General features: G+C 72.6%; 13 protein-coding genes and 1 pseudogene. 3 read left to right on the top strand and 11 right to left on the bottom strand.

What is annotated here, in order from left to right; all coding sequences use genetic code 11:
* Positions 1–11: 11 nt before the first annotated feature.
* The 6 genes from J7523_RS10150 to J7523_RS10175 are packed head-to-tail and all read right to left on the bottom strand — an operon-like array spanning position 12 to position 4,868.
* The gene (locus J7523_RS10150; protein WP_291885748.1) at positions 12–2,459 is read right to left on the bottom strand and encodes a polymorphic toxin type 15 domain-containing protein; all 2,448 of its coding nucleotides are present in this window, start codon (positions 2,457–2,459) and stop codon (positions 12–14) included.
* An 8-nt stretch (positions 2,460–2,467) separates the two neighbouring features.
* Positions 2,468–2,833 carry a DUF6507 family protein gene (locus J7523_RS10155; RefSeq protein ID WP_291885750.1) on the bottom strand — a complete coding sequence of 122 codons (366 nt, stop codon included), beginning with the start codon at positions 2,831–2,833 and terminating at the stop codon, positions 2,468–2,470.
* A gap of 10 nt (positions 2,834–2,843) precedes the next feature.
* On the bottom strand, positions 2,844–3,179 hold the full coding sequence (locus J7523_RS10160; RefSeq protein ID WP_291885752.1) for a hypothetical protein: 336 nt from the start codon (positions 3,177–3,179) through the stop codon (positions 2,844–2,846).
* A complete protein-coding gene (locus J7523_RS10165; RefSeq protein WP_291885754.1) occupies positions 3,179–4,201 on the bottom strand; it encodes a DUF6177 family protein in 1,023 nt (340 codons plus the stop codon). Before J7523_RS10165 ends, J7523_RS10160 begins: the two co-directional genes overlap by 1 nt.
* Positions 4,202–4,203: 2 nt before the next feature.
* Positions 4,204–4,512, bottom strand: coding sequence for a hypothetical protein (locus J7523_RS10170; RefSeq protein ID WP_291885757.1), 309 nt, complete (start codon positions 4,510–4,512; stop codon positions 4,204–4,206).
* 14 nt (positions 4,513–4,526) lie between these two features.
* Positions 4,527–4,868, bottom strand: a complete 342-nt coding sequence (locus tag J7523_RS10175) for a hypothetical protein (protein WP_291885760.1) — start codon at positions 4,866–4,868, stop codon at positions 4,527–4,529.
* A gap of 187 nt (positions 4,869–5,055) precedes the next feature.
* Between J7523_RS10175 and J7523_RS10180 the strand changes: the two genes are divergently transcribed.
* Positions 5,056–5,703 carry a class I SAM-dependent methyltransferase gene (locus tag J7523_RS10180; RefSeq protein ID WP_291885762.1) on the top strand — a complete coding sequence of 216 codons (648 nt, stop codon included), beginning with the start codon at positions 5,056–5,058 and terminating at the stop codon, positions 5,701–5,703.
* Here J7523_RS10180 and J7523_RS10185 read toward each other — a convergent pair.
* From J7523_RS10185 to J7523_RS10195, 3 genes are read right to left on the bottom strand one after another with little or no spacing between them, the layout of a single operon-like run.
* Positions 5,700–6,530 carry a methyltransferase domain-containing protein gene (locus tag J7523_RS10185; protein WP_291885764.1) on the bottom strand — a complete coding sequence of 277 codons (831 nt, stop codon included), beginning with the start codon at positions 6,528–6,530 and terminating at the stop codon, positions 5,700–5,702. The genes J7523_RS10180 and J7523_RS10185 overlap by 4 nt on opposite strands.
* Positions 6,531–6,560: 30 nt before the next feature.
* Positions 6,561–7,484, bottom strand: coding sequence for a fructosamine kinase family protein (locus J7523_RS10190; RefSeq protein ID WP_291885767.1), 924 nt, complete (start codon positions 7,482–7,484; stop codon positions 6,561–6,563).
* Positions 7,485–7,534: 50 nt separating this feature from the next.
* A complete protein-coding gene (locus J7523_RS10195; protein ID WP_291885770.1) occupies positions 7,535–7,909 on the bottom strand; it encodes a DUF2200 domain-containing protein in 375 nt (124 codons plus the stop codon).
* 529 nt (positions 7,910–8,438) lie between these two features.
* Here J7523_RS10195 and J7523_RS20600 point away from each other — a divergent pair.
* Positions 8,439–8,921: pseudogene (locus J7523_RS20600) on the top strand (PA domain-containing protein); the annotation flags it as partial.
* A gap of 77 nt (positions 8,922–8,998) precedes the next feature.
* Positions 8,999–9,616 (top strand): M28 family peptidase, encoded by a 618-nt coding sequence (locus J7523_RS20605; protein ID WP_363266800.1) that lies wholly within the window; start codon positions 8,999–9,001, stop codon positions 9,614–9,616.
* Positions 9,617–9,646: 30 nt separating this feature from the next.
* On the opposite strand, the gene yiaA is transcribed toward J7523_RS20605, so the two are convergent.
* Together yiaA and J7523_RS10210 are read right to left on the bottom strand one after the other, a co-directional pair.
* Positions 9,647–10,123, bottom strand: coding sequence for an inner membrane protein YiaA (gene yiaA / locus J7523_RS10205; RefSeq protein WP_291885773.1), 477 nt, complete (start codon positions 10,121–10,123; stop codon positions 9,647–9,649).
* A gap of 108 nt (positions 10,124–10,231) precedes the next feature.
* On the bottom strand, positions 10,232–11,293 hold the full coding sequence (locus tag J7523_RS10210; RefSeq protein WP_291885776.1) for a glyoxalase superfamily protein: 1,062 nt from the start codon (positions 11,291–11,293) through the stop codon (positions 10,232–10,234).
* Positions 11,294–11,317: the final 24 nt, after the last annotated feature.

Here is an 11,317-nt window from a genome sequence, read left to right on the forward strand (position 1 = left end):
GCAGCGCCTCCTCAGGTCCGGACCGGGACGGTGTCCGTCAACGTGATGTCGAGGTTCAGCCGGACGTCGTCCCAGAGCGCCGGATCGATGCCCGACGCGCGCAGGGCGTCGCGCACCGCGAGGCGCAGGTCGTCGGCACGGGTCCTCCACTGCGACCCGATCGACCGGTTGACGCCGCGGTCGCCCATGCCGGTGAACTGGTCGGGGTCGCCACCGGCCCGCTGGTCGGGTCCGTGCAGAGGGTCCTGGTGCGCCAGCTGCTGCTCGGCGAGCTCGATGGCCCGAGGGCGGCTCACGCCCTGCTCGGCAAGGATCCGATCCGCGAGCAGCCTGATCTGCTCGGTCCGATACGGGCCTTGGTTGTCGAGGCGGCCGACGAAGTTGTCGAACCGCTCTGTCCAGTTCTCGAGCGACATCTGGTTGAGCGCCCGCTCCTGGAGGTCGAGCTGGCGGTGGAACTCGACGATGTCGTGGTTGGCGTTGCGCCGTGTGAAGTCGACGTCGATGGGCTCGGCGAGCCGCAGGACGCCGTGGTCGTTGATGAGGGTCCCGTTGTCCACGAAGGGTCGGAGCGCCTCGGGCACGACGTTCGGGTCGATCAGCCGACCGCTGTGGGTCAGGCCCGACGACGACGGGACGTCGGGGTCGACCGTGCCGACGTTGCCGTGCTCGCCGCGGGGCGTGCCGTCGTAGTGGGGGTGCGACGGGTCGTACTGCGGGTCGTTCCAGTGCTCGGCGGGGACCTGGGAGACGTCCGGTCGGCCGTCGGGGAGATGGCCGCCGGTCCACTCGGGGGCGTGGCCGCCAGTCGTCGGCTGGTGCGGCGCGGTCGTCCCGTCGGTCCCCGTCCCGGTGCCCGTGTGCGGGTCGTGGACCGGCGGGGTGCCGGGGCCGCCGCCCGTCGAGGGCGTGTCGACGTGCGGCACGGTCGACCCGGGGTGGCCGCCGACGCCGGGGGCGTCGACGTGCGGCACGGTCGCGCCCGGCGCGTGCGGGTGCGGGGTGACGTCGGGGACGCCGACCCCGCGTGGCCCGAACGCCGCGTCGCTCAGCGGGGTGTGCGGGCGCACGGGGTTCGGGGCTGCGTGCCCCGCGTCGGTCATGGCCGCGAACAGTCCGCCGGCGTTGAGCCGCAGGCCGCCTCCGGCACCCGCGACGGCGAGCTGGTTGCCGCGCATCCCGGCGAGCATCTCGTCGAGGTTGAAGCCCTTGATCGCGACCTTGAGCCCGACGACGACCTTGACGCCGCCCTTGACGACCCACGAGCCGCCCTGCACGGCGAACTCGGCGATGCCGCCGGTGATCTTGGCGAGCTTCGCGGCGATGCTCGTCGCCTTGAGGCCCGCGGACACCTCGCCGGCGCCGGGGATGAACAGCGTGCCGATGTTGAGGACGGTGCCGGTGCCGGTGGCGAGGCCGTCCTCCTTCCACTGGTGCCAGCCGTCCTTCGCGTTCGGGTCCCAGCCGACCAGGCTGCCGCCAGCGTTGCGCAGCACGACGGCCCGGTCGTACATGAAGTCGGAGAACCCGTTGTCGTTGTGGCCCGTGGCGGCCATGCCGGCGGCGACCCAGCCGACCGGCGAGGCCATGAGCACGAGCGACCCGACGAGGTCGCCGAGACCGCCCCACGACTGCCCGTACGCGTCGCCGCTGAACCAGTCGCCGGTCTCGGGGTTGTAGCCGACGACGAGCATGCCGACGCCCTGGACGAGCCCCTTGCCCCACTCGTAGGCGCCGTGGCCCACGGACTCGCGGCAGTTACGGTCCTCGACGACCGGGTTGCCCCACGGCATCGGTGCCTCGGGGTTGGTGAACGCCTCGGCGGGGATGGCCTCGACCGGCGCGACGCACATGTTCGTGACGAGCCCGTTGACCGCGTTCGCGCAGGTCGCCGACGCCGTCGAGATGTCCGCGAGGATGCGGCCGTACTCCTCGAGCAGGTCGGTGTTCTTCTGGACGGTGTCGCCGTCCTCGTTCCACGGCACCTTGACGCGGCGCTCGTCGACGCCCGGCACCCAGTCGAACGCCCACTTCACGTGGTCGCCGAAGCCGGCATCCGCGGAGTCGGACGCGTCGACCCACACGCCGTCGATCACGGACGCCCGGAACTCGCGCGCGCGCCGCTCGAGGTCCGCGAGGCGCGGCTTGATCCCGGCCAGCGCGGACGCGTACGTGTCGAGGTGCTTCGCGACGTCGGAGAAGTGCTGCTTGAGCTCGGCCGCCGACGTGACCGCCGGGGACATGACAGCGAAGACCTTCTCCTGCTCGGGCGCCCGGTAGCAGCCCGAGAGCCGGTCCCACGTCGTCTTCACGGTGCCGGTCTTGTCGGAGACGGCTGTGCCCATGGTCCGCAGGCCCGTCGCGGAGTCGTTGACGCGCGACGGGTCGAGGTCCGCGGACTTCGCCGGGAACAGCGCCGGGTTGATGAGGCCGCCGTCGGCGACGCACTGCTCGGTCATGGGCCCCCCTAGCCCTTGTAGCCGTGCTCGACGAAGTACGTGAAGTCCCCGGTCTCGGCGGCCTTGAGGAGCTGCGTCTGGTAGGAGCCCGCCATCTCCTCCTGGCCGTTGTTGTACGCGATGACCGCGTTCGCGACGCCCAGCGTGCCGGCGCTGATCCGGTTGCCGATGTTCTGGAGGTTGCGCGACTGGTCGCTGAGCACGGCGTTGACCGCCGTCGCGACGTCGCCGGTCAGCGCGCCGCCCCACGTGAGCCCGTCGAGCACGTGCTGGAACTTCGCCTCCGTGAGCTCCTTGCCGAGCTCGTCGGCGGTGGCCTGCACGTCGGTGAGGACCGACTGCACGTCGGCCGGCTGGATGCTCCACCGTGTCATCGCTACCTCCTCAGACCCGATCCTTGACGACGCCGCCCACAGCAGCCGCGACGGCCTCGGCCAGCGCGCGTCCGGGGGCGGTGTCGCCGAACGGGATGGTGATGTCGGTCCACAGGGCGAACGTCGTGGGCGGGTCGACCACCGCGGCCGCGGCCTGCGTCGGGTCGAGCACCGGACGGGACGGGTAGACCTGCAGGACGGCGCGGCCGTCCACGTCGACGATCTGGCGGATCAGGCCGTCGTGGTAGTCGAGGAACGACCCGTCGGGGTGGGTCTCGGCGGCGGCGCGCACGATCGTGTCCGCGGTCGGCGCCACGTCGCTGAGCAGCACGAGCTCGGTCGGCATCAGACCTCCTGCCCGAGCCCGGCGGCCGCGGCGATCCGCTCCGCGCCGACGTCGTACGCGAACGCCAGCAGCTGCGCCCACAGGCCCACGTCGGGGTCGCTGAACCGCACGACGACCGCGGGGGAGCGACTCGACCCGAGGATGCTCACGTCGTACCGCTCGACGAGGTCCGTCAGGTCCAGCTCCAGGTCGTACACGGCCCGCGGCCCGATGAGCACGGCGAGCGGCGCCTCGGGGTACTTGGCCGTCGTGGTCTGTGACGGTCCGGCGTCGAAGTGCGCGAGCGAGACGAACCCGATGGTCGGCCGGAACCGCTCGGCGACCGCGGCGAGCGCGTCCGAGGCGCGCTCCACGGGCTCGTCGAGGTGCCGCGGGTACGTGCCGAGCACCACGCCACCCTTCGCCTGCTCCAGCACACCGTGCCGGGTGCGGGCGGCCGAGACGTCGACGAACGACCCGTCGGGCGCCCACGCGTGCAGCGCGGCGGTGACGGGCATCCCGGCGCGGGCGGCCGCGGTCACGGCGGGCACGCTCCACGGTTCCAGCAGCGGCTCGTGCGGTCCCCACAGCGCGAGGTCGCCGCCGCCGAGGGCGGAGACGGTCGCCTGCGCGAGGTCGCCGACGGTCGTCGACTCGCCCGCACGCGAGTGCGCGTACACGTCGAACATGAGCACGCCGACGCCGTCGGGGGTGACCTGGTCGTAGCCGGGGAGCCGGTCGCGGTCGGTGCCCGAGCGGCGCCAGAGGTCCTCGAACGCGTCGATCCGGTAGCCCGACAGCCCGTCGAACACGCCGCGGTCGGTGCGCACGGCCCAGTGGCCGCCCGCCCGTCGCAGCGCGAGCGACACCGCGGGGCTGAGCGACGCACCGTCGAGCGTCACGAGCACCGGGCGGAGCTGGTCGGTGACGGCGACGTCGAGGAACGTCGCGAGGGGTGCGGTCAGCAGCACGTGCCGCGTCTGCGCAGCCCAGGCGATGTACTCCTCGGTCCACTCGTCCGCCACCGGGTGGACGACGTGCATGCTCAGCCCGGGATGTACGAGGCGGCGCGCTGCAGGCTGCGGCGGGCGATCTCGTCGTTGTCCGCGAGCGAGTTGCGGATCGCGGTGATGATGCCGCGCACCTCGGTGCCGGCCGCGTTCCACTGCGCCTCGACGCCCGCGTACTGGTCGGACACCCCGTCCGCCTGGTAGACCGCCAGGGCGGCCTTGACGTCCTGGTCACGACGCGCCAGCGCCGCCTCCAGCGCGGCCGCGGCCCGCTCGAAGTTGGCCTGCGCGGACTGCGAGGACGCGATGTCGAAGTCGTTGCGGTCGATCTGGTTGCTCGTCATCTGTGCCAGCCCCCTCAGCGCGGCGCGAACTTGGTGGTGTCGGCGCCCGCGAAGTCCGCGGCACCCTCGGCAGCGCTGTGCGCGTCGGCGCCCTCGTCGGCGGCCGTGACGAACGCCAGGTTCTGCCCCGCGATCGACTCGGTGATCCCGACCAGCGCGTTGCTCAACGTCGCCGCGACCTCGTCGGTGCGGGACTTGAACGAGTTGAACGCCGCCTTCGCGGTCCCGTTGAACGTGCCCTCCAGCGGCTCGGCGGCCTCGACCAGGTTGCGCACGAGCTGGGCCAGGTCGTCGGACTCCGCCGACGTCTTGCGGCCGAGCACCTGCAGCGCGTCGGCCTCCATCGCGAACTTCATCGGTCCCCCTCGTCGTCCACCGGGGCCCGAGGCTAACCGGACAAAGCACCTGCTCGTGGGCCTCAGTCGGCCACCTGTGGACAACTCCGCCGAGGTCCACCGGAACGGGGGACCCACGGAAGGGTGAGTGGGACGGGAAAAGACGGGGGTACCAGCCCCACCCGGCTCGCTGGCACGCTGGGGCGTCATGGGCATGACCCGGGCGGCGTACTGGGACGGCGAGGCGGCGAGCTACGACCGCTCGACGGCGTTCTTCGAGAAGCGCCTGTTCGCCGAGGCCCGCGCCTGGATCGCCGACCGCGTCGAGGGCAACACGCTCGAGGTCGGCTCGGGCACGGGCGCGAACCTCCCGTACTACGCGAGCCGCGCGACGGACGTGACGCTCGCGGACGTCAGCGGCGAGATGCTCGCAGCCGCGTCCGCACGCGCACGGGACCTGGGCGTGACACCACGGACGCTGCACGGCGACGGCGCGCACCTGGACCTGCCCGACGACGCGTTCGACACCATGATCTGCACGTTCATCATGTGCTGCGTGGAGGACGAGCGGGCCGTCCTGCGGGAGCTCGCGCGCGTGCTCAAGCCGGGCGGGCGGCTGCTGATGGCCGACCACGTCGAGTCGTCGACCCGCCTGGGCCGTAGCGTCCAGTGGGTGCTCGACGTGTTCACGCCGAAGAAGGCCGCCGAGCACCACCGACGTCGGCCGATCCTGCTGCTGCCGGAGGCCGGTCTGCGGGTCACGGAGACGACGGCGTCGCGCTGGCGGCTCGTCGAACGCGTCGCGGCGACGAAGCCCGAGACGCCGGGGACCGCCGCCACGGACCCCGCCGCCTAGCCCGGTTGCCGCCCCACCGCGAAGATCCGCGAGAACTCCAGCACCACGCCCCACGCCTGCCGCGGGTAGGCCCGGTCGAGCTCGGCGGTGTAGTCGGCGAGGAACTCCGCCCGCTCGGCGTCGTCGGTCAGCACGTCGAGCACGGGCCGCAGCCCGGTCCCGGTGACCCACTCGAGGACGGGCGACCGCTGCGCGCCCGCCGGGTCGAGCACGTGCAGGTAGGCGGTCCGCCAGACGTCGGCGTCGAGCCCGAGCCGTGCCAGGTCGCCGAGGTAGTCGGCCGGTGCGGCGACGGCGATCGCCCGCTGCAGGACGGGCAGCAGGTCGGCGGCGCGTGCGTGCCGGGCGGCGACCTCGCGCATGAGCCGGTGGGAGGGGGCGTCGAAGTTGTCAGGCACCTGCATCGCGAACCACCCACCGGGCGCCAGCGCGGACACCCACCGGGCGAACAGGTCACGGTGACCGGGCACCCACTGCAGCGCCGCGTTGGTGACGAGCACGTCGATCGGCGCGCCCAGGTCGGCGGGCGACCACTCCTCCGCCCGCGCCTCGACCCACTCCACCCGTCCCTCGGTGTCGAGCGATCGCGCCGCGGCGAGCATCTGCGGCGACGAGTCGATCCCCACGATGCGCGCGTCGGGCCAGCGCTCCGCGAGGCCGAGCGTCAGGGGGCCGTCACCGCAGCCGAGGTCGACGACGAGCGCGGGCGCATCGGCGGAGACGCGGGTGAGCAGATCGGCGAACGGGCGGCCACGGTGCGTCCCGAACAGCGCGTACTGGTGCGGGTCCCACATGACGACCTCCTCGGCGAAGTATCTCGACGTCAAGATACTTGCCGGACGACCGTCGCGCGAGCATCAGGACGGCGGTCGCACCGCGGCGTCCGTCCGAGCGGGAGCGACCCGGCTGCGCCGGAACGGCGCGAGCACCCCGCGGGCGATCTCAGCGGCGCCCCAGTCGGGCACGAACTGGGCGACGACCGCGAGGTTCTGGCGCAGGTACAGCAGCGGCATCCGGTCGCGCCACCCGTCGTCCAGGCCCATGACCTCGGCGTACACGTCGAAGAACCGGTCCGACTCTGGCGGGCGCGGCTCGGACCACAGCATCGCGACGTCGACCTCGCCCCACGTGCGCGACACGGCCGGGTCGACGAGCGCGGGCGTGCCGTCGGCGGTCGCGATGACGTTCGACGACCAGAGGTCGCCGTGCGTCAGGCACGACGGACGCTCCGGGAGCAGCTCGGGCAGCAGGTCGCAGAGCCGTTCGAGCGCCTTCCGGTCCGACTCGTCGAACGCGGCCTGCACCCGGGGCTCGGGCAGCCAGCGCAGCAGCCGGCGACGCGCGAAGAACTCGAACCCGTCGTCCTCCCACGTGTTGTCCTGCGGCTCCAGACCGAGCCACGTGGTGCGGTGCCACCCGAACCGGCCGCCCTGGGTCGACGTGTGCAGGTGCGCGACGTCGTGCGCGAGCCGCTCCCAGAACTCGGGGGTGTCGGTGCGGGGCTGCAACGCCTCGAGGACGAGCAGGTCCGGCGTGACGAGGTGGACGTCGGGCGTCCGGACGCCGCCGAGCTCACGCAGCGCGCGCAGGCCGTCCGCCTCGGCGTCGAAGATGTCGGCGTCGCACGGCTGTGGGGGCGTCTTGACGAACAGGGGCGCGGCAGCCGGGCGGTGCGCCAGGCCGGCGGCGTGGACGACGCCGCCGTGGACCTCCTCGACCCGTGTGACGTCGGTCAGGCCGGCGTCGTGCAGCCGGCGGAGCAGCAGGTCAGGCGTCGACATGCGGGCCACCGTAGCGACGGACCCGGCGGGCGCCGAAGGAAATCGACGGATCAGCTGCGGGCAGGGGCCGTGGCGCTGCCGCGCAGGATCGACGTCATCTTCTTGCCGCGCGCGACCTCGTCGACGAGCTTGTCCATGTACCTGATCTTCTGCATGAGCGGGTCGTCGATCTCCTCGACGCGCATGCCACAGATGACGCCGGTGATGAGCGACGCGTTCGGGTTGAGCTCAGGAGCCCGCTCGAAGAACGTCTCCAGGTCGATCTCGTCGGCGATCGCCGCCGCCAGGCCCGCGTCGTCATAGCCGGTGAGCCACCTGATGACCTCGTCGACCTCGTCGCGGCTGTGGCCCTTGCGCTCGACCTTCGTGACGTACAGCGGGTAGATGCTCGCGAAGCTCATGCCGAAGATGCGGTGCCCGGCCATCTCGTCCTCCTCGTCGTGCCGTCCGTCCCAGTGTCCCCCGGCCGTGCCCGGAGAGGGCTTCCCCTGGGAGCCCGCTGTGTGCTGGTGTGGGGACCGGCCGGCAGGGGGCCGGCCCCGACGCGACCCCACGGGGCGCGTCGCTGCGTGAGGAGGCCCGCCCATGGCGGTACGTCGCACCCTGATCGCACTCGTCTCGTCCCTCGCCGTCGCAGGCGCGCTCGCGTCACCCGCGGACGCGCACGGCCCAGGCCACGGCCACAGCACCCCGGAAGAGAGGTTCGCCCAGCAGGTCAGCACCAAGAACGTCCTCGGCCACCTGGCCGCGCTGCAGAAGATCGCCGACCGCAACGGCGGCAACCGCGCCGCTCTGACGGAGGGCTACGAGCAGAGCGCGCAGTACGTCGAGAAGACCCTGCGCCGGGCCGGATACACGACCGTGCGCGACCCGTTCTCGTACGACCGCGAGGTCGTCGACACGAACACCCTGACCGAGAACTCGCCCGGCAGCGCCGCCTACGAGGTCGACCTCATGGAGTTCTCGCCGAACGCCCCCGCCGGCGGGGTCACCGCCGACCTCGCCGCCCCGACCGACCCGATCGGCTGCGTGGCCGACGACTGGGCCGGCGTGGACGCGGCAGGCAAGATCGCCCTGATCAGCCGCGGGACCTGCACGTTCGCCACGAAGGCCACGCTCGCGGAGGCCGCCGGGGCCGTCGGTGTCGTCGTCTACAACAACGTGGCCGACGCCCAGGTGCTCGGCACGCTCGGCGCCCCGGACCTCGTCACGATCCCCGTCTCGGGCCTGCGGCAGGCCGACGGGCAGGCGCTCGCGGCCGCGCTCGCCGCCGGTGCCGTCAACGTGACGCTCGACGTGAGCAGCCACACGGAGACCGTCTCGTCGTTCAACGTCATCGCGGAGACCAGGCAGGGCCGGGACGACAACGTCGTCATGCTCGGTGCGCACCTCGACAGCGTCGAGGAGGGACCGGGCATCAACGACAACGGCACCGGGTCAGCGACGATCCTCGAGGTCGCCGTCCAGCTCGCGAAGTCGCACGCCAGGCACCACAACACCGTGCGCTTCGCCTGGTGGGGGCCGAGGAGGCCGGTCTGGAGGGGTCGACCGAGTACGTCGAGGACCTCGCCGCGCAGCCCGGTGAGCTCGACCGCATCGCGACGTACCTCAACTACGACATGGTCGGCTCGCCGAACTACATCATCGGCGTGTACGACGCGGACCAGTCGACGTACGAGGCGCCCGTCGACGTGCCTCCGGGCTCCGCCGAGACCGAGGACGTGCTGACGGAGTGGTTCGACAGCCAGGGTCAGCCGTGGGTCGACACCGAGTTCTCCGGACGGTCCGACTACCAGGCGTTCATCCTCAACGGCGTCCCCGCCTCCGGGCTGTTCACGGGCGCGGACGACATCAAGACCGACGCGGAGGTCGCGCTGTTCGGCGGCACCGCCGGCATCACGCACGACCCGAACTACCACTCGCCCGGCGACACGTACTCGAACGTCAACCCGACGGCCCTCGGCATCATGACGAAGGCGATCGCGGCGTCGACCTACAGCCTCGCGTGGGACACGTCGGCCATCAACGGCGTCTCCGGGCCCGGTACGGGTCACCCGGGCCACGGTCACGGCCACTGGCACGGAAAGCACGTCAAGCCCGAGGACCGCAGCGGGTGGGAGCGGGCCTCCTGACGTGAGCCGGTCGGTCGTGCTCCCGGCAGGTCACTGCCAGACGGTGGCCTGGACGTCCTGCTCGACGGCGGGACGCGGGGGCACGACCGACGGCCCCGCCGCGGCGTTGGCGGCCGCGAGGTCGCGCACGTTCTTCTGGACGGCGACCGCGGCGAACAACGACATCGCGAACGCCAGGCCGTAGAACCCCTTCTCCGACAGGGTCATGCCGGAGTTCACGAGCCCGACCGTGACCATCACGAGCGACGTGAGGACCATCGCCCACGACAGGCCGAGGAAGATCCCGGTCACCGGGATGCCCTCGGCGCGGTCGCGGACCGACTTCTGCAGCGCGATCGCCGAGAACAGGCCGAGCAGGAGCGTCGCGAGGTAGAAGCCCTTCTCCGAGTCCGTCATGCCCGCGTTCCAGAGGCCGATGCCGAACGCGCTCACCGCGATGACGAGGGCGACCCACGAGGCGCCGATGAACGCGGCGGTCGGACGGGCCGGGACGGGCTGCTGCGACACGGGGGTCTCCCAGGGGGCTGGCATGCGGTCGGACGAGACGTGACCCCCGATCGTGGCGGCGGCGCCCCTGTTGCGGCAAGCACTTCGCCGGAGTGGTCCCTGGTCGGCCTAGCGTTCCGCGGCACCCTCGCCCGTGACCCATGCCGGCACCGGCGGCACGGGCCTGCCCTCGGCGAGCGCGGCGAACCGGCCGAGCAGGATGCCCCACTCGCTGAACCGGGCCCGGTCGGCGACGTTGGCCGTCGTCCACCCGCCGTGCGCGAACCGCACCGTGCAGCCGCCGTCCGGCCGGCCGCTGAACCGCACGTCGAGCTCGCTCGGGTGCTCGACGTCCTGCGCGAGCGTGAACGTCTGCGCGTACCGGACCGGCGGCTCCCAGGTGGTGACCGTGCCCCAGCGATACGTGGTCCCGTCCGCGAGCGTCATCGTCACGGGCGCGCCGGCCGCGCCGCCGGCGTCCATGCTCACGAGCCCGCCCGGCGAGTAGGCGTCGTGCCACCACTCGCCGATCCGCCGCGTGAACGCGTCGAACGCCACGTCGGGGCCGACGGCCAGCTCCTCGACGACCTCGATGGGTGCGGCGGCCTGCGTGGGGCGCGGCTCGACGGCCGCCGGCAGCGGCTGGTGGAACACGACCCGGTTGTGGAACGGGTCGACGACGACCATGACGCGTCCCCACTCCTCGGCGCTCACGCCTGGCCGCGCGTAGTCGTAGGGCCGCGCACGCAGCTCGGCGTGCAGCGCGTCGACGTCGACCACCGGGATCAGCGCGGCACCGCCCGGGCTCGCGTCGCCGTGGTGCTCGCTGAGGTGCAGCACCGCGGACCCGCGGCTGACCTGCGCGTACAGCGGCGAGTGGTCGGCGTGGCCGCCGTGCTCCCAGTCGAGCCGGAAGCCGAGGAACTCGACGTAGAACTCGACCGCCTTCGCGCGGTCGAAGATCCGCAGGATCGGCACGGCGGGCCCCTCGGCGGGCCGCGCACCCCCGCCCTGCTGCCGGGCGGCCAGGGTGTTCCAGTCCCGGGCTCCCCACTGGTGGGCGACGAGCTCGAGCGCCTCGCTGTGCCGGATCGTGACGCCGCGGGCGGCCAGGTCGTCGCGCAGGCGACGTGCCATCTGCTTGGGCGTGACGGTGCCGTCGGTGATGCCGGTCATGACGCTGCCTCTCACGGCGGACCTTCCGCTCGCGCGGAT

The sequence above is a fragment of the Cellulomonas sp. genome (assembly GCF_017744555.1).
Taxonomy (GTDB): domain Bacteria; phylum Actinomycetota; class Actinomycetes; order Actinomycetales; family Cellulomonadaceae; genus Cellulomonas.

Excerpts from the sequence above, each read along its gene's own strand:
- J7523_RS10190 (WP_291885767.1), bottom strand. The coding sequence starts at position 7,484 with ATGTCGACGCCTGACCTGCTGCTCCGCCGGCTGCACGACGCCGGCCTG.
- J7523_RS10165 (WP_291885754.1), bottom strand. The coding sequence starts at position 4,201 with ATGCACGTCGTCCACCCGGTGGCGGACGAGTGGACCGAGGAGTACATC.
- J7523_RS10180 (WP_291885762.1), top strand. The coding sequence starts at position 5,056 with ATGGGCATGACCCGGGCGGCGTACTGGGACGGCGAGGCGGCGAGCTAC.
- J7523_RS10160 (WP_291885752.1), bottom strand. The coding sequence starts at position 3,179 with ATGCCGACCGAGCTCGTGCTGCTCAGCGACGTGGCGCCGACCGCGGAC.
- J7523_RS10170 (WP_291885757.1), bottom strand. The coding sequence starts at position 4,512 with ATGACGAGCAACCAGATCGACCGCAACGACTTCGACATCGCGTCCTCG.
- J7523_RS10195 (WP_291885770.1), bottom strand. The coding sequence starts at position 7,909 with ATGGCCGGGCACCGCATCTTCGGCATGAGCTTCGCGAGCATCTACCCG.
- J7523_RS10150 (WP_291885748.1), bottom strand. The coding sequence starts at position 2,459 with ATGACCGAGCAGTGCGTCGCCGACGGCGGCCTCATCAACCCGGCGCTG.
- J7523_RS10175 (WP_291885760.1), bottom strand. The coding sequence starts at position 4,868 with ATGAAGTTCGCGATGGAGGCCGACGCGCTGCAGGTGCTCGGCCGCAAG.
- J7523_RS10155 (WP_291885750.1), bottom strand. The coding sequence starts at position 2,833 with ATGACACGGTGGAGCATCCAGCCGGCCGACGTGCAGTCGGTCCTCACC.